Origin of the sequence: Algoriphagus alkaliphilus (genome assembly GCF_900103735.1) — a bacterium.
GTDB classification, from domain to species: Bacteria; Bacteroidota; Bacteroidia; order Cytophagales; family Cyclobacteriaceae; genus Algoriphagus; species Algoriphagus alkaliphilus.
On the sequence record NZ_FMXE01000010.1, the window covers coordinates 50,083 to 73,970 of the forward strand.

At 42.4% G+C, this 23,888-nt stretch carries 16 protein-coding genes; 11 read left to right on the forward strand and 5 right to left on the reverse strand.

The features are described 5' to 3' along the window. Window positions 1-219 precede the first annotated feature (219 nt). From BLQ81_RS08605 to BLQ81_RS08620, 4 genes are all read left to right on the forward strand, one after another. Window positions 220-2,640: an ABC transporter permease gene (locus BLQ81_RS08605; RefSeq protein ID WP_092729550.1), complete on the forward strand. Its 2,421-nt coding sequence runs from the start codon at window positions 220-222 to the stop codon at window positions 2,638-2,640. A 417-nt stretch (window positions 2,641-3,057) separates the two neighbouring features. Then, complete coding sequence (locus tag BLQ81_RS08610; protein ID WP_092729551.1) at window positions 3,058-3,750, forward strand: head GIN domain-containing protein; 693 nt, start codon at window positions 3,058-3,060, stop codon at window positions 3,748-3,750. Between the two features lie 200 nt (window positions 3,751-3,950). Continuing rightward, window positions 3,951-6,368, forward strand: a complete 2,418-nt coding sequence (locus BLQ81_RS08615; protein ID WP_092729552.1) for an ABC transporter permease — start codon at window positions 3,951-3,953, stop codon at window positions 6,366-6,368. 168 nt (window positions 6,369-6,536) lie between these two features. Then, window positions 6,537-8,963: an ABC transporter permease gene (locus BLQ81_RS08620; RefSeq protein WP_092729553.1), complete on the forward strand. Its 2,427-nt coding sequence runs from the start codon at window positions 6,537-6,539 to the stop codon at window positions 8,961-8,963. A 160-nt stretch (window positions 8,964-9,123) separates the two neighbouring features. Here the strand turns inward: BLQ81_RS08620 and BLQ81_RS08625 are convergent, their stop codons facing one another. Beyond that, a complete protein-coding gene (locus BLQ81_RS08625) occupies window positions 9,124-10,110 on the reverse strand; it encodes a bestrophin family protein (RefSeq protein WP_092729554.1) in 987 nt (328 codons plus the stop codon). 93 nt (window positions 10,111-10,203) lie between these two features. Between BLQ81_RS08625 and BLQ81_RS08630 the strand changes: the two genes are divergently transcribed. Then, window positions 10,204-10,614, forward strand: a complete 411-nt coding sequence (locus tag BLQ81_RS08630) for an inorganic phosphate transporter (RefSeq protein ID WP_175454194.1) — start codon at window positions 10,204-10,206, stop codon at window positions 10,612-10,614. Window positions 10,615-11,106: 492 nt separating this feature from the next. Here BLQ81_RS08630 and BLQ81_RS08640 read toward each other — a convergent pair whose 3' ends face one another. From BLQ81_RS08640 to BLQ81_RS08650, 3 genes are all read right to left on the reverse strand, one after another. Continuing rightward, the gene (locus BLQ81_RS08640) at window positions 11,107-14,262 is read right to left on the reverse strand and encodes a TonB-dependent receptor (RefSeq protein WP_092729557.1); all 3,156 of its coding nucleotides are present in this window, start codon (window positions 14,260-14,262) and stop codon (window positions 11,107-11,109) included. A gap of 335 nt (window positions 14,263-14,597) precedes the next feature. Beyond that, complete coding sequence (locus BLQ81_RS08645) at window positions 14,598-15,230, reverse strand: DedA family protein (protein WP_092729558.1); 633 nt, start codon at window positions 15,228-15,230, stop codon at window positions 14,598-14,600. A gap of 55 nt (window positions 15,231-15,285) precedes the next feature. Beyond that, window positions 15,286-16,422, reverse strand: coding sequence for a dicarboxylate/amino acid:cation symporter (locus BLQ81_RS08650; RefSeq protein WP_092729559.1), 1,137 nt, complete (start codon window positions 16,420-16,422; stop codon window positions 15,286-15,288). A gap of 763 nt (window positions 16,423-17,185) precedes the next feature. Here BLQ81_RS08650 and BLQ81_RS08660 point away from each other — a divergent pair. The 3 genes from BLQ81_RS08660 (at window position 17,186) to BLQ81_RS22675 (ending at window position 19,594) form a co-directional block, all read left to right on the forward strand. Then, a complete protein-coding gene (locus BLQ81_RS08660; RefSeq protein ID WP_092729561.1) occupies window positions 17,186-17,866 on the forward strand; it encodes an ERCC4 domain-containing protein in 681 nt (226 codons plus the stop codon). A gap of 229 nt (window positions 17,867-18,095) precedes the next feature. Beyond that, window positions 18,096-18,776 carry a hypothetical protein gene (locus BLQ81_RS22670; RefSeq protein ID WP_245693215.1) on the forward strand — a complete coding sequence of 227 codons (681 nt, stop codon included), beginning with the start codon at window positions 18,096-18,098 and terminating at the stop codon, window positions 18,774-18,776. 146 nt (window positions 18,777-18,922) lie between these two features. Beyond that, on the forward strand, window positions 18,923-19,594 hold the full coding sequence (locus tag BLQ81_RS22675; protein WP_245693216.1) for a hypothetical protein: 672 nt from the start codon (window positions 18,923-18,925) through the stop codon (window positions 19,592-19,594). Between the two features lie 190 nt (window positions 19,595-19,784). Here the strand turns inward: BLQ81_RS22675 and BLQ81_RS08675 are convergent, their stop codons facing one another. Continuing rightward, the gene (locus BLQ81_RS08675; RefSeq protein WP_139183597.1) at window positions 19,785-20,009 is read right to left on the reverse strand and encodes a hypothetical protein; all 225 of its coding nucleotides are present in this window, start codon (window positions 20,007-20,009) and stop codon (window positions 19,785-19,787) included. A 466-nt stretch (window positions 20,010-20,475) separates the two neighbouring features. Here BLQ81_RS08675 and BLQ81_RS08680 point away from each other — a divergent pair, with 466 nt between their 5' ends. From BLQ81_RS08680 to BLQ81_RS08690, 3 genes are all read left to right on the forward strand, one after another. Beyond that, entirely contained in the window at window positions 20,476-21,438 is a 963-nt protein-coding gene (locus BLQ81_RS08680) for an alpha/beta fold hydrolase (RefSeq protein WP_175454195.1), read from the forward strand. A 193-nt stretch (window positions 21,439-21,631) separates the two neighbouring features. After that, window positions 21,632-22,978: a dihydroorotase gene (locus BLQ81_RS08685; protein ID WP_092729564.1), complete on the forward strand. Its 1,347-nt coding sequence runs from the start codon at window positions 21,632-21,634 to the stop codon at window positions 22,976-22,978. An 11-nt stretch (window positions 22,979-22,989) separates the two neighbouring features. Continuing rightward, entirely contained in the window at window positions 22,990-23,826 is an 837-nt protein-coding gene (locus BLQ81_RS08690; protein ID WP_092729565.1) for a DUF6671 family protein, read from the forward strand. The last annotated feature ends 62 nt before the right edge of the window (window positions 23,827-23,888 follow it).

Consider the following 23,888-nt stretch of genomic DNA (forward strand, 5'->3'; position numbering starts at 1 on the left):
GTTCTAAATCTCAAGACTTTGAGATGAAAAAATATAAATTTATTTTAAATATTTCTTTTGTTTTATTCATTTTTTACGCTCAGCATTTTTAGGGTGGTCTATGCTTCTTTAGGTTTTTTAAAACTCCCTAAAATTTCTCCAAAGATCCATGCAACCAGTTTCAAGAAGTCTGCATCCAAGGAGTAGAAACTAAGCCAACACTTTTCCTCCAGCCACCTTATGCTCAAGAGCTATTTCAAAATCACCTACCGAACCCTGATCAAAAACAAGTTTTATTCAGCGATCAACATTCTTGGACTTAGTCTTGGAATGGCTGCCAGTATTCTTATTATCATTTTTATCGTTGATGAACTGAGTTACGACAAGTTTCATCCGCATGGCGAATTGACCTATAGGGTCAATATGCAGGGAAAAATGAATGGTAATGAATTTAACATGGCCTTGTCGCCTTCGCCAATGGCTCAGGCTTTGAAGGATGAAGTTCCCGAAGTAGCAGATGCCATTCGTTTGGGTGCATTCCGCACCATGCCGATCCGATACGAAAATAAAACCTTCACTGAACCGATGATGCTGGTGGCTGAATCTAATTTCTTTGACTTTTTCGGGTTTGAAATGCTACAGGGAGATCCCAACACTGCACTTTCTGGTACAGACAAAATAGTATTGACAGAGACAGTGGCCAAGAAATATTTTGGGGATGAAGAGGCCATCGGAAAAGTAATTTTCAGGGGTCCTGATAAAAAGGCAACTGAGGTTTCAGGGGTAGTTGAAGATCCGCCTCATAATTCCCACCTGGACTTTAATATGATCCTCTCGGGCGAAAGCTGGGCGTATATGAAAGACCTGCAATGGTCCTCCAACAATCTTTATACTTATTACAGAATCCATCCTCAAAGCAATCCTGAAAATGTCAAAGTCGCATTGGATTCTTTTATCCAAAAATACTTTGGGCCGGAGATTGAGCAGTATTTGGGCATTTCTTTGGAATCGTTTCTAGCCCAAGGAAATCAGTTTGGGTACATATCGCAACCACTTCTTAATATCCATCTAAATTCGGATTTGGGTGAAGAAATCAAGCCCGGTGGGAATATCCAATACCTCTATGTTTTCGGAGCAATTGCAATTTTCATCATTGTGATTGCCTGCATCAACTTCATGAATCTCGCCACAGCCCGCTCGGCAAATCGCGCCAAAGAAGTGGGTGTTCGTAAATCAGTAGGAGCAGGAAAAGGGAGGTTGATCGGTCAGTTTTTGTTAGAGTCGATGGTTTACAGCTTTGTTTCCGGATTTTTCGCTTTGGTGTTAATTATTCTAGCGCTTCGACCATTTAATGCACTTTCAGGAAAAGATTTGGGATTGGAGATATTTGCCAATCCAATGATTCTACTCGGGTATTTAGGGTTTATAATTTTGATCGGGATGATGGCAGGCTCTTATCCGGCATTTTACCTGACTTCTTTTTCACCTGTGGCAGTTTTGAAAGGAAAAATCCGAAATGGTGTCAAGCGTTCTGGTTTCAGAAATGGGCTGGTTGTCTTTCAATTTATTGTTTCCATTTCTTTGATCATCAGTAGTATGGTGGTGTATAAGCAGCTGAACTATATGCAGGAGAAAGATCTGGGATTCCAAAAAGAAAATGTTCTGAAACTCCTTCATACCCGATCATTGGGGAATAATGCGGAAGCCTTCAAGCAGGAACTACTCGGAAATACCGGATTTTTGTCTGCAAGTTTTGCGAATGCACTCCCACCAAATATTGATTGGAGCTCGGTTTTCAAGACTTCAGATACCAATCAGGACTTCCTTTGCAATCTGAATTTTGTGGACCATGACCATCTGGAAACCATGAAATATGAACTGGTCATGGGCCGATTCTTTTCGCGGGATTATCCGAGCGATACTGGAGCAATACTTCTTAACGAAAGTGCATTTAAGCAAATGGGTTGGACCACGCTCGACGGAAATCAGCGCTTGGCAGGATTTTGGAATGTGAACGACGAGCCAATTCAGCGGGAAGTCATCGGGGTACTTCGGGACTTCAATTTTGAAAGTCTAAAATCTTCGGTTCGCCCTTTAATCATGACTTTAGGACCAAATCCCAACCAAGAAATGGCGATCCGAATCGGTTCGGGGGATTTAGAAACCAAGCTCAGCTTTTTAGAGAAAACTTGGAAAATGCATGCAGACGGCGCGGCTTTCGAGTATTCATTTGTGGATCAAAATTTTGAAGCCCTTTTCCAATCCGAACAGAAAATGGGGAATATCATCCTGATCTTTACAGTTTTGGCTATCAGCATTGCCTGTTTGGGATTGCTGGGATTGGCCGCATACACCACCGAACAACGATCTAAGGAGATCAGCATACGCAAAACTTTGGGAGCATCTACGGCACATTTGGTCACGATTCTCAGCAAGGATTTCACGCTTTTGGTTGTACTAGCATTTGTATTCGCAGGGCCCTTGGCTTACTATTTTATGACCAATTATTGGCTTGTTAATTTCGCTTATCGAGTAGAGATAGATTTATTTCTGATTCTTATGGCTGGCGTCATTTCCATCACTATTTCTTGGTTGACCGTGAGCTATCAGAGTTTCAAAACTGCGGCAAATAATCCTGTGGACTACTTAAAAAACGAATAATTAAAAATGGCTTTTCTTTACCGCAAAGACCACAAAGAAACACAAAGGGTTATTCCACAGACCTGTCTACCGCTGGTTAGGATTTCAGACTATAGAGGTTTCATAGATTTGACCTTAAACCGGACTTCAGAAATTACTTGTTTAACTGGCCTTTTTCAAGGTCACAAAGGATATTCGCTTCGCTCTTTTATCATTATAGCAAGTAAGAAAGTACCCATAGACCAAAGCTACTGCGACTTCTCACTGCCTTCTGCAACCGGAAACAGATCACTGATTTCGTTCGCTGACGGTCAAAAATGCCGTATCTCGGACAATTCAATTTCGAAATTACCCACGCTGGAACGCGTATCGAGGTTTTTTACCTTGGCACAATCTCTGGCATTTTAAATCAATAGAAAACTAACACAAAACTATCCCATGAAAACTTCAAAATTCTCCTCCTTAGTTTTTGCCTTGTTCCTGATAGGATCAGTGGCATTCGCTCAAAGATCTCAAACCAGAACCCCGGGCGCATTCACCAAAATCGAAAACGGTGGGAGTTGGGACGTCGAAATCACCAAAGGCTCCAAGGATGAAATCCGATTGGAGTCTTCCAGTTTTGACCTCAGTAAAGTGATCACAGATCTCGATAGAGGAAAACTTGAAATCAAACTGGAAAAAGGAAATTACAGAAACGTTGACCTCAAAGTATTTATCACTGTTCGCCAATTGGAATCAGTAGGAAACGGTGGCTCAGGTAATATGGAGATCAAGTCTGATTTTGGTGCTGAATCATTTGGAATCGGACTTTCTGGATCCGGGAGCATCTCAGCTAAAAAAATCAACGCCCAAAAACTCAGTGTCGGAATGAGTGGATCAGGAAAAGTGAAAATCGAGGGCGGTCAGGCTGAAGAAGCCAATATTGGGCAATCCGGTTCCGGTAATTTTGAAGGAATAAACTTCACCGCTGAATCTGTAAAAATCGGAAAGTCGGGTTCGGGTACCACAGCAATCAGCGTAGTGGAATCACTGACAGTAGGTGCTTCCGGCTCAGGAAATGTCTACTACCGTGGGAATCCAGAGAAGCAAAGCATCGGCGTATCCGGATCTACCAAGGTGATTAAACAATAGTATCTAGTATCTAGATAAAAGTATCTAGATAAAAGTATCAAGATTTAGAAGCAAGAGCCAAGAGGCAAGAACCAAGAGCGGGTAGCCATGAGATTTTGTAAGTAGAAAATAGTGAGTAGTGGTGTAAAGGAAAAATTTGGGAGTGCCTAAATCTTTCAATTTTCCAATTTTCCAATCTTTCAATTTTCCAATCCGAAATAATGTTCAAAAATTACCTGAAAATCGCCTATCGGAATCTTGTCAAAAACAAAGTCTATTCAGCAATCAATATTTTCGGATTGACCTTAGGCTTTGTTTGCTGCATTTTGATCATGCTGTTTGTCAAGGACGAATTGTCCTATGATCAATGGATTCCGAATAAGGGAAATATTTATCGGGTAGCTTTGGAGCGAATCTACCCGGATCACTCCAGCTTTTATGCGATTATTCCCGATAGCTATTCTGAAGTCATAGCAGAGGAAATCAAGGGCGTAGAGGAATCTGTCCGCTTGTTCAATTTTGGAAATGCCCTAATCATCGAACTAGGAGAAGAAAAAATTGAAGAAAAGAATGTAATCTCCGCTGATTCTAATTTTTACAATGTTTTTGAGTTTGAAATTTTGCAGGGTAATGCCCAATCCGCACTGAGCCAACCCAACACGGTTGTCCTTACTACGACTACCGCTCAAAGATTATTTCCAGGTGTAAATGCTGTTGGTCAATCATTTCGATTTTTTGATCAGGATTATGCCGTTTCTGCAGTGATGCAGGATATCCCTGAAAATTCTCATTTAAAGTTTGATTACATTTTTTCATCAGTCTCATTTCCCAATCTGGCCCAGGAAAATTTCACCGGATTTTCGGCATTTACTTATTTGAAATTAAGTCCGGGTACTGATCCTCTAGAAGTAGAAAATCAAATTCCAAGCCTGGTAGAAAAGTATGCGGCAGGACAGATCGAACGAGAATTGGGAATTTCATTTTCCGACTATTCAAAAGCTGGAAATGGATACCGTTACTTCCTTCAACCTTTAGCTTCAATTCACCTGAATTCAAATTTGCAATCTGAATTAAGAGCAAATGGAAATGCCCTATACGTCTATATTTTTATTTCCATTGCTATTTTCATCTTAGTCCTAGCTTGCATCAACTTTATCAATTTGGCCACGGCAAGATCTGCAGACCGAGCTAAAGAAGTGGGAGTAAGGAAAGCAATGGGTTCTCAACGAAATCAAATCGTTGTTCAGTTTTTATTAGAGGCCATGGTGTTGACTTTCGTCAGTTTAGGCATCGGGATTGTTTTGGTGAGTTTTTTGCTTCCATTTTTCAATCAGCTTGCAGAAAAGACCCTTCGAATAGATCTTTCTGCCGTGTTAATTGCTCTTCCCATTTTGGTTGGATTTGGCATTTTAATAGGACTTTTGGCAGGCTATTATCCTGCTTTTCATATTTCTAAATTGAATACCATCAGTATTCTAAAGGGTAAACTTCAAGCCAACGGAAATCAAAACTGGCTAAGAAACGGACTGGTTGTTTTTCAGTTTGCTATCGCTATCATCCTGATTTCAGGCACCTTGATTGTCAATAAACAAATCGATTTTATCCAATCCTCCAGCTTGGGATTTGAGAAAGAAAATGTGGTCATCATTGAACGATTTGCGAATCAAGAAAATCAAGAGGTGATTCGGAATGAAATTGAACGATTTTCCAATGTAATTTCTGTAGGCACCTCGAGTTCAATCCCTGGAGTGCGAACTTTCGGTTCCCAGTTCACCACGCCGGGAGATCAGAAAGTATTAACCACCAAGAGTATGTCCGCCGATGAGGACTTTTTCAGTACACTTGGAATTGCCGCTGAGGAAGGCAGATTGTTCCAAAAAGAATTCAATGACTCTCTTTCTTTGATATTGAATAGGGAGGCGGTGAAAGTATTTTTTGGGGATGAGAATCCGATTGGGAAAAAGCTTTTTAATACCGCATTTAGGCAGGAGGTTCCTAACGAATTGACAGTGATTGGTGTAGTGGACAATTTTAATTTTGAATCCTTACATACTACAGTCACGCCCTTGGCGATTTTTAACATTCGAAATGGAAATGGTTTTCCAGCTTTCTTAACCATTCGTTATGCGGGTGCTGACCAAGAGGCAGTGTTGAATAAGCTGAAGGCTACTTGGTCGGAATTTTCAGACGGAAGCCCTTTGGCTTATTCATTCTTGGATGAAAACTTGGCTGAATTGTATCGGACTGAGCGGGTTTCAGGTCAGATCTTAGGAGTATTTTCGTTTTTAGCAATTATAATTGCCTGTATCGGTTTGTTCGGTTTGGCAGCCTATACGGCATTTTTGCGTACTAAAGAGATCGGAGTTCGCAAAGTCTTGGGAGCTTCGGTAGGAAGTATTGTGCTTTTGCTCTCTGTGAATTTTGCCAAACTCGTCGGAATAGCTTTTCTCTTTGCGATTCCTGTTTCCTGGCAAATGATGGATAACTGGCTTGATTCTTTTGCTTTCAAAATTGAACTCGGGATTTGGGTTTTCGCCTTTGCAGGCATCATTACGCTTTTGATAGCGTTGCTGACAGTGAGCTATCAGGCCATCAGTGCGGCCATAGTCAATCCCGTGAAAAGTTTGAAAAGTGAATAAATTATTAAGACATAAGATACAAGACATAAGATACAAGACATAAGATACAAGACATAAGATACAAGACATAAGTATTTAGAATCGAGAACCAAGAGTAAAAAAAAGAAAATGAAAGGGTGATCCTAATTTTTCAATCTTCAAATCTTCCAATATTTCAATCAAATAACCATGTTCAAAAACTACTTCAAAATTGTCTTCCGGAATGCCAAAAAGCATCCAATGTATGTGCTGATCAATCTGACCGGTTTGGCAATCGGCATGGCAGTGAGTATCGTGATCTTGCTGTATGTTCAGTATGAGTTGAGCTATGACAAATACCATCCTGATGCAGATCGGATATATAGGGTTTCCAGGGCTTGGTTCAACCAAGATGGAGAAGAAAGCCTTCATCTGGGTCATTTGGCACCCCCTTTTGGTCCATTGATACAATCCGATTTTCCGGAGGATGTCGCAGTTTCTGCCCGGTTATTCAATTTTGATGCTTTGATCAAATCCGGCTCTAATGCCATGGTTGAGGAGCGGTTTTTCTTTGCTGATCCGGAATCGTTCGACCTGTTTTCATGGGAAATAATTGAAGGCGAAGCCCAAAAAGCCTTGAGGGAAGGGGATGGCATTATACTGACTGAAAGTACGGCTAGACGGTATTTTAGTAATGAATCAGCAATCGGTAAAGAATTATTGGCAGAATTGGCAGGTCAGGAATTCACCTTTCAAGTGCGAGGCGTGATAAGGGATATGCCGGAAAACTCCCATTTTCATGTGGATTTCCTGGCTTCCATGATCCCTGTGGTTCAGTTTTACGGCGGACAGGAAGCCTTCATGTCCAACTATGGCTCCAATAATTTTTCCACCTTCATCAAATTGGCCGAAGGGGTTGACGGGAAGGCATTCGAAGCCAAACTTCCTGCGATGATCGACCGACACATGGGAGAAAACCAAGCCGGAATACCGATGTCTAAAGGCACTAAGCTTAATCTTTGGCCGATTTCAGATGTTCACCTTCATTCAAATTTGGCTTCTGAAATCGAACCCAACGGGAACATTGCTTATGTAGTTGTCTATCTGGCAGTGGCGCTTTTTATTCTCCTGATCGCCTGTATCAATTTCATGAACCTTTCTACTGCAAGGTCTTCCTTGAGATCCATGGAAGTGGGGCTTCGCAAAGTAATGGGAGCGGATAAAATGGTTTTGATCCGTCAGTTTATGGGAGAATCTTTCGTTATGACACTTTTTGCCATGGTTTTGGCGATCCTGTTGGTTTACTTGTTTTTGCCCTTTTTTTCTGATTTTACTGATAAAAATCTCAGTCTGAATTTCATCGAAAATCCTGAATACCTCTTGGGGATTTTTGGTTTGATCGTTTTTGTGGGTTTGATTTCCGGAAGTTATCCTGCCTTGTTTCTGTCGGGCTTTATGCCTGCAAAAGTGCTAAAGGGTGCATTCAAAGCCGGAAAAGGTCATGAAAATTTCCGATCTGTGTTGGTCATTGGACAATTTGCCATTTCTGTGATCCTCATTGTAGCAGTTTTGGTGGTGGTACGACAGCTGGATTACATGCAGAGTAAGGATTTAGGTTTCCAAAAGGAGGATATTTTGGTCTTGCCCAATAGTGCACAAATCAATTCGAATTATCTCATTATAAAAGATCGACTGGAAAATCATCCCGGAATTAAGGAAGTTAGCATTTCCAGCCGGGTTCCTTCGGGAAGATTGCTGGATTCTCAGGGAACCACAGCTGAAGTCAACGGAGAATTAACTCAGCTCAATGTCCGAATTGCCGATATCCATGTTGCGCATAACTTCCTAAGCACTTATGGGATACCGCTTGAGGCTGGAAGGGATTTTGACTTCCAGCGAGCCAGTGATTCTACCGAAGCTTTTATCTTAAATGAGGCTGCAATTCGAGCCATAGGTTGGGCAAATTCCGAGGAGGCTGTTGGAAAGCAATTTCTCTACGGTGACCGAAGAGGCTTTGTAACAGGTGTGATGCAGGATTTTCATTTCGAAAGTCTCCATCAGCCCATCGTACCCATAGTTTTCATGATTTCTCAAAATCGAAACAATCAGGTCAGCATCAAGATCGATGCTGCACAACGGGAACAGGTCTTGGCCTATCTGGCAGGGGAGTGGGCTCAGTTGCGACCCGATTACCCTTTTGAACCCCTTTTCGTCGATGAGGGATTCAATCGGCAGTATGAATCCGAAGCCAAGGTGAAAACCATCTTTACTTTCTTCTCGGTCTTGGCAATTTTGATTTCCATCCTTGGCTTGTTGGGTTTGGTAACTTTTGCAACCGAGCAGCGTACCCGTGAAATCGGTATCCGAAAGGTAATGGGAGCAGAGACTGGTAATATTTTGGTTTTACTCGGGAAGGATTTCCTGAAGTTGGTTGCCATTGGATTCCTGATTGCCATCCCGGTATCATGGTTCGGAATGAACAATTGGCTGGAAGATTTCGCTTACAAGACAGGCATCGGCTGGACAACTTTTCTGTGGGCTGGTCTGATCGCCGGAATCATCGCTGCCGCCACTGTTACTTTCCAAACCCTCAAAGCCGCTTGGTCAAATCCCATAAAGAGTATTAAGAATGAGTGAGGGGTTTGGATGTTAGGAAGTCGGGAGGTCGGGAAGTTTGGAGATTCTGGAAATATGGTAGAAAGACGATAGAAATAGGCTCCCTGCGGTCACGAAATAAGATTTAAGATATCGAGCCCCATACCTCCTGGCCTCCAAGACCCCATACTCCCAATCCTCCCTACATCAAAAACCCATTCTCCACCGGATAAGGCTCGGGAATGTCTTTTTCCTCCAGCAATTCCAGCAAATCAATTTCGATAACCCGTGAGATTGAAGAAATCGGCACATCATTGTATCCTCCCTCAAATGGGTTTTCGGAATAGTCTCCAATTCGATCCACCAAAAAGAAAATCCAAATGATGATCGTAGAAAACGGCACGGTTAGCCAATAATGAAGCATGGAGGATTGTGTGAAAATATCCAGCAAACCAAATGGAATCAGTGCACAAAAGATGTAATTGATAAACAAACCGGTGGAGGCATATTGTCTCGGAAAGGGGAAGTTTTTGATCCGCTCCGACATGCCTTGGCTGTCCATAAGTTTGGAGATCAATTGCTGCAGCCACACATGCATGTATTCAGTAATTCCTCCGCTTTCCTCCAGTTTTTTCAATTCCAAACTTTGAGTTTTCAAAAGATGAAAAGGGATGTTGGTGTAGGTTTTTAAGTTTTCTATTTGATCAGAGCTGAGGTATTTTTCCAATTCCGGAAAGACTCCTTTCAGACCTTCTTCCCGATAGTAAGGGGTAAAAACCAAGTTCTCTAATTTCGCTCCATGCTCCCAGGATTTCATCTTTCGCATCGCGTGCTTCAGCGCAAGAACCCAGGCTATATGACGATAGACAAATTCTTTCCGCCACTCAAAGGGAACATCTGACCTGGGAAGGCTCAAAACGCCAATCGCAATGGATCTACTGTCATTAATTATAGCCCCCCAGATTTTCCGGGCTTCCCATGCCCGATCGTAGGAGCTGTTGTTTTTAAATCCAAGGTAAAAAGCTACCGCTATACCGATAACTGAGATAGGCTGCCAAGGAAGTGAAAACGGAATTCCGGTGACTTCATAGAGTATGATTACGGCCGCCGAATAAAACAGCGCGTTGATAAGTGGTTTTTTTGACCAGCGTATGGTGCTCCAAATATGATAATGCCTGTTGACGTACATGAGGGGTGGTTTTGGTTTAGAATATCAAAAAGTTATCCCGATTATCCAATTCAAAAATCTTAAAGAATTTTTTTTTCGTACTTGTGTCATGATTTGGATATTCTTGATTCTCGCAGTTGCATTTTTAGTTATAGCCACGGCTCAAATGCTAATTTCAAAGGTTTTGCCACACTTTATGGAAGCAGAAAATTGTCCTATAAAATGGCAATCATCTGGGCCACGATCACCACCTTTCTCGGGTCTTTGGCAGCGATTATCTTGGCTGTGAGCTTGGTTAAGAGTTTTTCCGGTCGTGGGCTTGTTCCCGATAGCATTGTCTCTGATCCGATTTTTGCCGTTTCGGTGGCCATGGGTGCAGCTTTGACGGTTATCCTTGCTACCAAAATCGGAATGCCCGTTTCGAGCACCCATGCCATGGTCGGGGCATGGGGGGAATCGGCTTGGCCATTTCAGGTGGGGATGTGGCTTTTTCCAAATTGGCTACTGTCTTCGTTCTTCCTTTGATTTTGACGCCTGTTTGCTCGGCGTTTTTGTCTTACATTCTCCTGGCGTTTCAGCTGAAATCCCTTAGGGATGAGCGAAACTGTGTTTGTATTCCTTGGGGCAGACGATCCTTTGAGAAGCAAGAAGCTAGACACAAGAAGCTAGGTAATAAGTCAAAAAGCGAGAAGGACGAAAGAAAGATTTACGCCGCCGTGAGTGTCCCCACTCACGACTCCTTCCCCTCGATTTACGCCGCCGTGAGTGTCCCCACTCACGACTCCTTCCCCTCAATAAAGGCTTTTTTTAAAACAAATCGAAAGAGATATTAATGTATAGCAGAGATGAAGAAGTTGATCATTTCTTTTCCGAAAAAATCACAATCAATTTAAATGCAATCACGTAAATGGGGGCACTCACGCAGGCGAAATCTGAAGTCAGAAACCTGAAAAATCAGCTATTTACAATTTGCCGTCAACTGTTGACCGTTGTCTGTTGACTATTTGATTTAGCCAATCAAAAAGTATAAGCCAATCCCAGCTGCATTTGCCAGCGGGATTCTATCGGATCGATTAGCCAGGGAGTTCCTTCAGGGTTTTTGAACTGAAATACAGGCCTTTCACCCTCAATTCCCACAAAATCAATCAGCCCAAAGCCTGAGTTCTGCACATTGGGTACAAAATGCTGTTTACCCCAATTTCGGTTTAGCAGGTTGCCGAAGTTGAACACATCCAGGGTGAGGTTCAGCTGATTGCCGTTGTCACCGAATACCCTGTTAGAACTCAGACGGAGATCCACCTGATGATTCCAGGGCGTGCGTGCAGCATTTCGTTCAGCATAGCTACCCCGATTGGCTTTTAGATAGGAATTGGAATTCAAATAGGCATCCAGCTGCTGCCATTGTTCGGATTCACTGACACGGATTTGACCATTTGAATTTCTGATCGGTCTGAATTTAATGTCTTCCTGTTTTTCCGGGATATAGATCAGGTCATTTTTTGCTGAACCGTCCCGATTCAGATCACCTTCATACACGAAGGTAAAAGGGCTGCCTGCACGGCCGTTATAGACCAAACCGATGGTCATGAATTGATTCTTGCCCAGCCCGAAATTTAGAAATTGGGTCGAAATGATTTTATGCCTCAGATCAAAGTTGGAATAGGCCAAACCTGGATTGTTGCCATTGATAGCCTGATTCCATTCAAAATTCGCCGCATGCGAGCTTCGGACTGTACTGGAGATGTCTTTGCTCTCCCCAAAGGTATAGCCGATATAACCCTGGTAGGTTTTGGTCTTCTTGCTCAGCCCGGCGGTCAGATTATACCTCCAGCCTTGGTTGGTATTGGTGAGCAAAAAGACATTTGTAAAATTCGGATTGATCTGGATGGATTTGCCGCCAGAGAGAAAATAGCTTCGATTGTCTGCTCCTGAAAAATTCCCGACTGAATCTTTCCTGTTAATGGACTGGAAAAGTAATCCGCTCATGACCTTGGCATAGGTAGCTTCCAGAGTGAGTTCAAATCCGTTTTTAAGCCGTATATCCGCAGCAAAATTGGTTTTCCAGTCCCGTGGAAGTTGAAAGCCATTGTCTACGAGGTTAATTTCGGTCAGTTTCGGCTGCAAAGCCGCCAACTCGGACAAATCCCGTGTGATGGGCAGTGGTCCTGCTGGCCGATAGTCGATATTGTTGTAAGTGATTCCTGAATTGTAGTGCACATAGGCATACCACAAAAAGGGCATTCGACTGGTAAAAAGCCCGGTTCCTCCTCTGAAAAGCACATTTTCTTTCCAGCGATAGTCAAAACTTACCCGAGGATTCAATTGTGGCTTGGTGTTGATGTCATTTTCAAATCCGGCAAATTCAGGATTGACATTGAGATCGGGGTTTAGAGGGAATTTCCCGATGTGATTTTGCATATCCACCCGTACACCTGATTGGATATTCAGCTTTTGATTGACCCGGAATTCATCCTGTGCATAAAAAGCCAAAAGCAAAACTCCGTAATCGGCAGAGAGGATATTTTTATTGAAATCAAACGCATTGTTTTGGACATTGTACACCCCGCGTACCCGTGAAGGTTGGTCATTGAAAAATGCTTCCTCTGAGGAATACTGCCAACGTCCATTATATGCGGTGAGGAAATTAAATTGAATGGAACTAAGTTCGGCATTTCCTCCAAAAGTGAGAATATGCCTATCCTTGTACAGCGTGAGGTTGTCTGAAATCTGCGTGGTATTCAGCTTTAATCCATAGATAGCCGCCTCCCGGTAGGTTCCTGCAAAGATGGTATTGGCCGTGTTGTAAGTGATTTCCAAGTGGGGAAAAACATCACCAGCGTAGGTCCGGTTGTCATTCACGTGGGTGTTGCCAATGGTGAATTTATTGGACAGGTTTGGACCCAGATTGCTTTTAAGCTCAGCCAGAAAACTGTTGGTGAATGTGTTATGCCGGAATCCCTGATTGCCAAAATTGAAAAAATTCTGAGACCACTCCAGATTGTCCGCATAGCCCTGGACCAGGTTGTTTCGCAGGGTGAGTTTGTGCCGTTCGGACAGGTTGAAATCGAATCGAAGAAAATACTTCGTGCTTGCCCGCTCGATCGCTGTTTTTTGATATGCACCGGGATCGTAACCATACCGGGACTGAAGCGTGTCGGAAATAGCAGTGACCAATGCCAGGGGAATATTGGAACTTAGACTTCCGGGTGCATTCAATAAGGGAGCGTTTCGATACGACCTCTCCACGTTAAGAAAGTAAAACAGCTTGTTTTTGATAATCGGACCGCCCAAACTCATTCCAAATTGGGCATCCTTAAATGCGGCCTTTTCCTGTTGTTCACCTCCGGCAAATTTTCCCTGCAGCAGTTCATTTCTCCCAAATCCATACAAGCTTCCGACAAAATCATTGGTGCCACTTTTAGTTACCACGTTGATACTTGCACCTGAGAAATTCCCATAGCTGACATCAAAGGGAGCGATTTTGACCGAAAGTTCTTCAATTGCACCGAAGCCAATGGGTTGTGTTCCGGCCAATCCTCCTGGAGTTCCGGAGGCAGTCGATCCTGCCGCCCCACTGGAGGGCTCCTGAAATCCAAAGACGTCATTCGTGGCCAATCCATCGATACTTAGGTTGTTAAATCGGTAATTTGCCCCTCCAAAAGAATTGAGGTTGGACTCCGGAATCAACCGGGTAGCATCTTGAATACTTCTGTTGAGCGAAGGGATTTTGGATAAAGCAGTCCCGTCAATGCTAGTTTCATTTCCCTTTTTGGGGTTTTCGATGAAATCCACTCCGGCAGTGATGAGTACTTCATCCAACTGCAGATCCTCGGGATTGAGAAGAATAGTGACAGTGGTAGTTTTTCCTAGGTTCACTTTAACCGCTGTTTCGGAGAAATCCAAAAAGCCAATGTATTGAACCGTGAGCTGGTAGGTCTCTGCGGGAGGAAGTTGATTGAATTCGTAATAACCGTCATTTTGCGAGAAGACAATGAATCTGCTCCCGTTGGATCGGTTTTCAACACGAATCAAAGCTCCGGGAATTGGAGTCTTATCGTTGTCCAATACAAAGCCCTGAAGTTTTCCGGTGGTTTCCTGTGCCCAAAGCGAAAAGTTGCTCAGAAAAAGTAATGTAAATGCGAGAAAATAAGGCAGGGGTTGTTTTGAAACCATTTAGATTATGATTTTCCAAATATACGATGCTGAAGTATTGTTAGGATGTAATGAAACCGACAAATGGATATTTTAAACTATGAGTTTCCGCAAGGATTCAAGTTGGATGAAAAATGGCCGGTAAAGTCGTAAACCTTCGATTCTGGTCGATAGTCCTTGGTTGCTTGGCAAATCATTCCTCCGATCCAAATTTCAATTGCGATGTGCAAGTTTATGAATACACATCTTTCAAATTGTGGTTGGTCAAGTTATTCTGGGCAGCATTGCAGAGGATTTGACAACTTGTTTATCAATGGATATTTGGATAAAGTCTAAACCAACTCTGTGAAATCGGGTTAGGAAATTGGACCTCTCTTGAATTTGAGATATTGTCTGATCAATGGAAAGGAGGTAATAGCGATCAACGTCAAAATGATCCATTCCAGGTAATGAATGAGGTCAGGAAAGATCATTTTCAACCAATATCCTGCCAGAACCAAGCTTGAAGTCCAGAATAAAGCCCCGATGAGATTATAAATCAGGAAATTTTTAAAATCGGATTTGATTAGACCCAGGCAAAGTGGCAGAAAGGTACGTATGACGGGAATAAACCTGCCGATGATGATGGCCCCATGCTGTCGCTTATCAAAGTAAGAAGAAGCCATATTGAGGTAGCTTGATTTGAAAAACAGAGAATCCGGTCGGGATAGTAACCAAGTCCCTAATTTCAGCCCTATATAGTAGGAGACGATGTATCCAATGAATGCAGAAATGGCTATATAAACCACCAACAGATAGATGGAAACATCCAAAATCGGTAAACCACAGAGCATTCCTGCCAGAAACAAGAGCGAATCCCCAGGTAGAAAGAAGCCGAAGAATACGCCGTTTTCGGTAAACACGATCGCCAAAAGCACGATAAGTCCACCCCGATTGATAATCATGGCTGGACTCAAATGCTCCAAAATAGATTGAATAATTTCATACATGGAATTTTTGGCTTATACTTTTTGAGAAAACTTGGCTCGATTCAGAGAGATTTGATTAATTCTTGGTAGCATGTGGCATTTCGGTAGTGAATTCGGCACCCTGCAAGATCAAATCGGGATTTTCGACTATAGGGAGACCAAACTCACCCTCCCACTTTGCAATGACACTGGTAGCCAGGCAGGTACCAATCACGTTGACCGATGTCCTAACCATATCCAGGGCTTCCATCGCCTTGGGAAGGGCTGCCTCTGAACTCGTAGTGCCAAAGTCAATGGATACAGGTTCGGAGATGGCTTTCAAAAATTTGATCACCGGGATCTTTAGCAGCAGCGCAATAGGCATTAATACCAAGACCAAAAAGGCCAAGAGGGCCACGTGCAGGGTGGCAAGCAAATGAAAGAGATTGACCAAGATGCCCAGGCCCATTTCACCTACCGTGTAAGCGATCGCTGCTCCGACTCCGAATGGAGCAAAATACATGATGATTCGGGTGAAATTGAACATCACTTCGGACAGACTCTCCGTGAAGTACAGCATGACTTGCTTCTTTTTTCCATCCTTTACCAGGACCAATCCGATCCCGAAGAGAATACTGAATATGACGATTTGAAGAATTTCCCCTTCTCCGACCGATTTGGCAATATTTTCCGGGAAAATATGGAGGATCACTTCCTGCCAGGTTCTGGCCGTTCCCTGAAGCGGAACTTCACCTACAGGCAATTCGATGCCGGCACCTGCCTGAGAAATGTTGATGGCCAAAAGACAAATCAACAGTGCCAAAGTCGTGACGATTTCAAAGTACAAAAGCGATTTCCATCCCATTCTTCCCACTTGCTTCAAGTTGGAGTGGCCGGCGATTCCCACCACGAGCGTCCCAAAAATCAGGGGGTCGATCACGGTTTTGATCAGTTTGAGGAAAAGCTGACTGACTACTTTCAGATTCGTGGCCACCTCGGGAAAATCTGTTCCGATTGCCGTTCCGATGAGCATGCTGCCAAATATCCAGGTGGTGAGCGAAGCTCTTTTGAGGCAATAGCCCACCACAGCCACCAAGCCCAACCATCGACTGGTAAGCATCATCGGGTCGCCAACAGTACCCGGAAAAAGGAGATTGATAGCAATTAAAATGGCCGCTTGAGTAGCCAATACAGCTAATAGGATCAAGACCCCGCTTGATTTATGAAGTGACATAGAAATTAGATTTTGAAATACTGAATTCACTTCTGAGATAAACCGACTGTTCCGTTGGAAATCAAGGAGGAATTACCCTTGATCAGATTACGGATAAGGAGCCTTTGTTTAGAAGCGAATGATTTAATCCTTGGTTAGAATTGGGGATTACCTTGTAGGGAAAAGCGAAAGATCCCCTGGGCTAGGTGAAATAGTGGTGCGGAAAGGCAATGAGAAACGCGGGTAAACCTGTCTCGATGGTGTGTGCTGATTTTTGGTAGCAGCGTCCCAGAAATTGGCAATTGGCTGATAAGCCCGTAAGATTGGCAAAAAGAACCTTTAACGAATCAAACTTCTGAAGGGAGCGAAAAGCAGGTCTTTCAGGAATAAAACAGTTGGCTAAAGGTTCGCCGACTTCTCGAATGGAATAATGCTGAACAAAAAAATCTGAATTTGAAATCAGGCCGTTTTCCGGGACACTTTGATCCCAATGGCCAGGTAGCTGATCTTTTCCGAAGACCAAAGATCCGACTAGACTGAGAAATAAGAATAACGTCCCCAAAATCCGCATAAACTGCATTTGGGATTAAAGCTAGTAGAAAAAAAAGGATAAAAATTTAAAGTGGGTTCATTTAATTTTTTTTGCCTTTTAAATAGACAGATGCTTCTTCAGAGTTGTTAGAATTGGGTATTAGTTAAGGTCACCTTTTCATTTTTCCTCCTTGATTCAATAGGGTGTAAAATGATAACCTCGTAAATTAGATAAGATATTCCTGTCATTTTTATGCCCAAAATTCTGAAGTCTTCCAGTTATTTCCCCTTGCAGGTCACTATCGATGACCGTGAACCCGGTGTATTGGAACGTGAGTTTCGGGAATTGGGCAACATGATCATCCATCGAAAGCGGTTGGAAGTAGGGGATTTTTTGCTTGACGGAGATTTTTTGGTGGAGCGAAAGTCCATTCCTGATTTTTGTGTATCCGTCAAAGACGGACGATTATTTACCCAAGCCGGAAAATTGGTTAACAGCCGAATTCCTGCCTGCCTTATTTTGGAAGGGAAAAACAGGGAATTCAGGAAGACTGATTTTTCTCCAAAAGCAATTCAGGGGATAATGCTTTCCATTTCTCTTGCTTTCAAACTGCCGATTTTGCGGACTAAAAGCACACATGAATCGGTCGAAGTCATGCTTCAGGGCTATAAGCAACTTACCCGGGATAAACTGGAAGACCAGCGCTTTTATCCCAGACCTTTTCCTTCAAAATTGAAAAGAGATCCTCTTTTGGCTCAAAAGCTTCACATTTTGGAAGGGTTTCCGGGAATTGGTGTGGACAAGGCAGAAAGGCTTTTGACGAAATTCGGAAGTCTTCAGGCGATTTTCTCTGCTAGTTCTGATGTCTTACTTGAAACACCGGGAATAGGTAAAAAGACCGCTGAGGGTATGCTTGAAATTCTTAAAAAATAAGTGTCTGCATGGAAAATTAGGGCTGAAATTAGGATCACGTGTGTGGAGACACTCACGTGGGTGAACATTTCATTCCGCATCAGTGAGTGGCCCAACTTCCGCCGCAGTGAGTGTCATCACTCACTGCGGCGGAAGTTGGGCTATTTACTAGATATTGAAAATAAAAGTGTCATAAATTGAAGTTATGGCCCTTTTTTTTGATGCATTATATCTAGTTAATAGACTAGATATGGGGTATCTAACCAAAATACAGCGAATCAATAGAGCCAAAAGTGAACAGTGGTATGTCAATTTTCCCGCGGCTGTGGCTCAGGCCATTGAGTTTCAACAAGGAGAAGTGGTGGAATGGATCATCGACGACCACCAACGCCTGGTGCTTCAGCGCAGTGATCAGTCTGTTGCAGACCTTAAAAAAAAAACTCCCCAAGAAGACCTAAAAGGCGTATTGGAGGGGATTTTTTCAGAATGCCAATCCTGCTTCAAGCAGATTCGGACTTGGCAAAGAGCCGCAAAGCTGGTTAACGGTGTACTTTCCTGTATGGGGCGTTCCACCATTACCGGTTGGCTGACTGCGAGTGGGATCAGTTTAAGGATTGGTCGGCTGCTTATCGCCTTTTTAAAGGGGACAGGATGGATATTGCCGGGATTTTCGGTGTCATCCGAAGGAAAGTTGTCGGATTGGCTGATCCGGTACAGCGGTATGTTTTTGCCCACATGGATGACACCCTATTACGAAAAAAGAAAAACGTATTTGGTGCCCGTTGGCTCAAAGATGCACTTGGGCCACCTTTCCAGATTAATCTGGTTTGGGGACTGCGTTTCATTCAGCTTTCATTGTCCTGTTTTTCAAAAATGGGCTCGGTACAGGCCAGAGCTATTCCCATATATCTTCATCATTGTCCCACCGTAAAAAAGCCCGGTAAAGCAGGGTGAGAACAGGATTGGGAACTGTTTCGGGAAACTCAGAAAAAAGCTAAGCTCAGTGTCATCGGTGCTCAACGGATCAAGCTCCTGCGTGAAAATCTCGATCAGGACGGGTTCACCGACAAGGAACTGGTGGTCAGCGTAGACGGAAGCTATACCAATGAAGCGGTTCTAAAGAAACTTCCTTCAAACACCATCCTGATCGGCAGAATCCGAAAAGACTGTAGCCTCTTTCTTCCTCCTGAACCACCCACATCCGGAAAAGGACGCAAAAAAGTCTATGGAAAGTCGCTGCCAACTCCGGAGCAAATCCGCCAGTCCGATGACTATTCTTGGGTAAAAGTGCAGGCATGGGCAGCAGGAAAAGTTCACGAGTTTGAACTTAAAGTAATCCCAGCTGTCCGCTGGAGAAAAGCCGGAAACAAAGATCTTAAACTGGTCATCATCCGTCCGATTTCCTATCGTAAAACCAAAAAATCACGCCTGCTATACCGGGATCCGGCATACCTCATCTGTACTGAACCGGAGCTGGAATTAGCCACGCTCCTACAAGCCTATCTCTGGAGATGGGAAATCGAGGTCAACTTCAAAGACGAGAAAACTATCCTTGGATGCGGGGAAGCTCAGGTCAGAACCCGGCAAGCCTGTGAAAAGGTCCCCGCATTCCTCACTTCCGTTTATTCCATGCTTCTGCTGGCCGCAGAAACTACCAAGAACCAAGTCCTACCCCGGCCAAAGTGGTATAAATCAGAGAAATCAGTCCTACAACAACCGGAGACATCCTCAACCAATTCCGCGCAATAAACTGGGTCCACACTTCAAAAATCAATTTCTCAGACTTCGTAAACATCCAGAAAAAAATGCAAACCCTCAAAAAATCAGATAATCCTATCCTATCAGCACTGTTTCATGCTAGAAATTAGCCAAACTTGAGTGGGTGGAATTGCAAATTCCACCTAGCGTCCACTTGAACTTCAAAGCTGCTGAGGAGATTCTACGCCAGAGGGGGGGCTTTTGCCCAATAGCCATTACGTTTACCCTGTTCATTCATTGCCCAAGCAATCGCTTCCTCGGTGGGAGAGGAGACGAGTTCGGAAGGGAAACTGAACTTCCCGACCTGCTCCATGTTGAAGGATTGAGAGAAGATCGGGTGGGAAACAAATAGAAATAGGAAAAGTAGGAGGAGGGTGAAGGGCCAATTTGGCCAGATGGCGGCCATAGTTGGTGACCGTGCTTTGACTTTTGCCAGCCACAGTAACTTTTTGCTCAAACTTGGCTAGCAGTTCAGCAAATCCAGCTATCTTGGAGCAAGCGGTCTGGAGGAGGTTATCTTTTTTTTCATGATGAATAAGAGTTAATGAATGAGTTAAAAAGTTACGGGCTTCCGACTGCTAATCGAAGAAACTACCGCAGGTTTAGTGCAATATGGGTTTTGCAAAAGTGGCGGTTCAGTGCTTCTATGGCAGTTTAGTGAAAGATTCAACAATAGAAATTCTATTGAAATTTTGTGCTAAAATCCGTCACATCCCAAATCTGCAAACAGTTGGTGGCAATGTGGCCGGGACAATGAAGCCATCCAAACGTTGAACAAAAATTATTCACATGTACAACATTAACTGCTTCATAAGAGGACAATTAACGTTGGACAAAACAGAATGGTCGAAAATGAACGAAATCTTCGACAGATGAGAAACCTAATTTTATCCATTATCCTCCTTTTGACTTATTCTTATTGTTTGGGACAGAATCTTAAGACCTTCAATAATGGCCCATTAAAATTGTACTATGAAGAATATGGTAAAGGGCCCGCACTTTACATTTTGTCAGGCGGACCAGGAGAAGCACCCGAACATCCATATCGCCAAATCGTAGACAGCCTTAAATCATTTTATACCTGTATTCTAATGCATCAAAGAGGTTCGGGAAAATCAAGAGACATACCTATAGATCATACGACAATATCAATCAAGAACTACACGCAGGATATTGATCTATTAAGGAGGCATCGAGGTGATAAAATAGTTACATTATTAGGAATATCATGGGGTGGGTTGTTGGCTATGAATTATGCCATACTTCATCCGGAAAATGTTTCAAATCTCATTCTTGTAAGTTCGGCTCCTCCATCGTATACAGTATGGAACGTACTTTATGACAATCAATTTGCGAGACGGTCTAAACCAGAATTGGACTCAATGGCCGTCCTGCAAAAATTATTTTCAACAAAGACCGAAAGAGAGTTGGACTCCCTTAAGTTAGTAGCTCAAAATTGCAAAGAAGTTGTTGCATACAAGGAGTTTATTGCTCTCCACGTCCGAGCGATGTACTATGACAGAAGCAAAATATCAAAAAAAAACTTCAACGACCTTTTTTACAGTTTCAATTTTCAACCAATTCCAATAATTGACAAGGAAATATTAGAAACCAAGTGGGATATCACAAGTGAACTTAAAAAATTAAAAACACCAGCTCTTATCGTTTATGGTAGACAAGATGACCAAGGCGAATCGACTTTTTACCTTCAAAAGGAAAGTCTGAGGTTTAGTGAAACACATGTAATAGAAAAATGCGGACATGAAATTCTAGAGGAACAACCTGCTGAGTTTTTTAAAATACTTATGGACTATGTTAAGCGGACGAGAAACTGAAAAGCGTGTGCATCGCCACACAGCCACCACCAACATGTTTCTTCAATGGTTCGGTGACGTGTAAGCTATAAGTTTTTATCTTCGTTCCACGTTTGGTTTCGTGGGACAGGATGCGGCTTCCGAAGCACACCACTGCAGAGACATTAGCGTTAGCATCATTGGCAGAAGGCCCAATACAAACAGACAATTTTAAATGACAGAAAGAACTTTAATCAAAAATATTAGCATCGTTAACGAAGGACAAATAATCCTTGCCGACATTCTAATTGACAATGGCGTAATTCAAAAAATTGGACTGCTCGCAGACATTACTAATTCAAAAATTATTGACGGAACAGGAAAATATTTATTTCCGGGCATCATTGACGGACAAGTTCATTTTCGCGAGCCTGGCCTAACCCACAAAGCAGACTTATATACAGAAAGTAAGGCTGCAATTGCAGGTGGCGTGACTTCTTTCATTGATATGCCCAATACGTTTCCGAATGTATTGACCATAGACATACTCAATGAAAAATATCAAATAGCATCAGAAAAATCCCTAGCCAACTATGGTTTCTTTTTAGGTGTTAATGGTGACAATCTCGACTACGTAATCAACCTCGACACATCAAAACTTTTAGGCGTTTCCGATGACGGACTTTACTTTACCAAGAAAGGAAACCTACTTGCCGACAATCCGGATACAATGGAAAAACTATTTGCGAACTGCAAATCAATCATCGCCATACATTCCGAAAAAGAACAAATAGTTGAAGAGAATGAAAACATATATCGTGAAAAATATGGCGATGATGTGCCTGTTGAATTTCATCCAATCATTAGAAGCGAAAAAGCCTGTTACGAAGCAACTAAAAGAGCAATAGACTTAGCAAATAAGCACAAGGCACGACTTCACATTCTGCATTTGACCACAGAAGCGGAAACACATCTTTTCCGTAATGACATTCCGCTTGAAGAAAAAAATATAACGACAGAAGTATCGGTTCATCACTTGTGGTTCTCCGACACAGATTATAAGCGTTTAGGAACTCTAATAAAATGGAACCCAGCTATAAAAACAGAAAAAGATAAAAAGGGATTATTGAAGGCGTTGTTGGACGATAGAATAGACTTAGTAACGACAGACCACGCACCACATACCTTAGAGGAAAAACAGAAACCTTATTTTCAAGCAATGTCAGGTGCTCCAATCGTTCAGCATTCGTTAAACATTATGCTTGAGTTCTACAAACAAGGACTTATTTCGTTAGAGAAAATCGCTCAAAAAATGTGTCATAACCCAGCGACACTTTACCGAATTGAGAAAAGAGGTTTTATACGTGAAGGCTACTTTGCAGACCTCGCTATTGTTGACTTAAATTCAAGTTGGACAGTTAGTAAAGAAAATATTTTATCCAAATGTGGTTGGTCACCTTTAGACGGAACAACATTTCAAACAAAAGTGACCCATACATTTGTAAATGGCAACTTAGTTTACGACAACGGACGATTTAACGAAACAAAAAAAGGAGTGGCGTTAACAAAAAAGAATAATTGAGTTTAAGTTCAATGTTTCAAAACAGAAAATTACTTATTGCAACAAAGCATCAAAAAGAAAATGTGATTGCCCCAATTCTTGAGAAGGAATTAGGCGTAATCTGCTTTATTGATGAGACCTTTGATACCGATACTTTGGGAACATTTACGGGTGAAATTGAAAGAGAACTTGACCCTATTTCAACCGCCAGAGAAAAGTGTCTAAGGGCAATGAAAATGAATGACTGCGATTTGGGTATTGCGAGCGAAGGTTCTTTCGGACCGCATCCATCCTTGTTTTTTGTGAGTGCTGATGATGAATTCTTGATTTTTATTGACAAGAAAAACAATCTGGAAATAATAGCCAGAGAATTGAGTCCTGAAACTAATTTCAATGGTAAAGAATTAAAAACCGAGAGTGAACTTTTAGATTTTGCAAATTCAATCGGATTCCCGGCACACGGATTAATTCTTCGCAAAACAAAAGATGATGTTTCTGAAATCCGTAAAGGAATAACTGACCTTGAATCGCTAAAGACGGTCTTTAACCATCTACACTCCAAATATCACGCTGTTTATGCGGAAACAGATATGAGGGCTATGTATAACCCAACACGAATGAAAGTGATAAAGAAAGCCGCAAAGAAGTTGGTTGAAAAAATTAAGTCCGCCTGCCCTGAATGTCAAATGCCAGGTTTTGGAATCACGCAAGCAAAAAAAGGACTTGAGTGTAGTTTATGCGGATCCCCGACTAATTCAACCCTGAGTTATATTTATCAATGCCAACATTGTAAATACACTAAGGAAGATATGTTTCCAAATAAAAAGAAAACAGAAGACCCAATGTATTGTGACTATTGTAATCCATAAAAAAGTGACACAAAGATTGGAAATAATAAATAGCAGACCGAAAAACAAATCCACAGCAACTA

Excerpts from the sequence above, each read along its gene's own strand:
- BLQ81_RS08605 (WP_092729550.1), top strand. The coding sequence starts at position 220 with ATGCTCAAGAGCTATTTCAAAATCACCTACCGAACCCTGATCAAAAAC.
- BLQ81_RS08610 (WP_092729551.1), top strand. The coding sequence starts at position 3,058 with ATGAAAACTTCAAAATTCTCCTCCTTAGTTTTTGCCTTGTTCCTGATA.
- BLQ81_RS08615 (WP_092729552.1), top strand. The coding sequence starts at position 3,951 with ATGTTCAAAAATTACCTGAAAATCGCCTATCGGAATCTTGTCAAAAAC.
- BLQ81_RS08620 (WP_092729553.1), top strand. The coding sequence starts at position 6,537 with ATGTTCAAAAACTACTTCAAAATTGTCTTCCGGAATGCCAAAAAGCAT.
- BLQ81_RS08625 (WP_092729554.1), bottom strand. The coding sequence starts at position 10,110 with ATGTACGTCAACAGGCATTATCATATTTGGAGCACCATACGCTGGTCA.
- BLQ81_RS08640 (WP_092729557.1), bottom strand. The coding sequence starts at position 14,262 with ATGGTTTCAAAACAACCCCTGCCTTATTTTCTCGCATTTACATTACTT.
- BLQ81_RS08645 (WP_092729558.1), bottom strand. The coding sequence starts at position 15,230 with ATGTATGAAATTATTCAATCTATTTTGGAGCATTTGAGTCCAGCCATG.
- BLQ81_RS08650 (WP_092729559.1), bottom strand. The coding sequence starts at position 16,422 with ATGTCACTTCATAAATCAAGCGGGGTCTTGATCCTATTAGCTGTATTG.
- BLQ81_RS08660 (WP_092729561.1), top strand. The coding sequence starts at position 17,186 with ATGCCCAAAATTCTGAAGTCTTCCAGTTATTTCCCCTTGCAGGTCACT.
- BLQ81_RS22670 (WP_245693215.1), top strand. The coding sequence starts at position 18,096 with ATGGGGTATCTAACCAAAATACAGCGAATCAATAGAGCCAAAAGTGAA.
- BLQ81_RS08675 (WP_139183597.1), bottom strand. The coding sequence starts at position 20,009 with ATGGCCGCCATCTGGCCAAATTGGCCCTTCACCCTCCTCCTACTTTTC.
- BLQ81_RS08680 (WP_175454195.1), top strand. The coding sequence starts at position 20,476 with ATGAGAAACCTAATTTTATCCATTATCCTCCTTTTGACTTATTCTTAT.
- BLQ81_RS08685 (WP_092729564.1), top strand. The coding sequence starts at position 21,632 with ATGACAGAAAGAACTTTAATCAAAAATATTAGCATCGTTAACGAAGGA.
- BLQ81_RS08690 (WP_092729565.1), top strand. The coding sequence starts at position 22,990 with ATGTTTCAAAACAGAAAATTACTTATTGCAACAAAGCATCAAAAAGAA.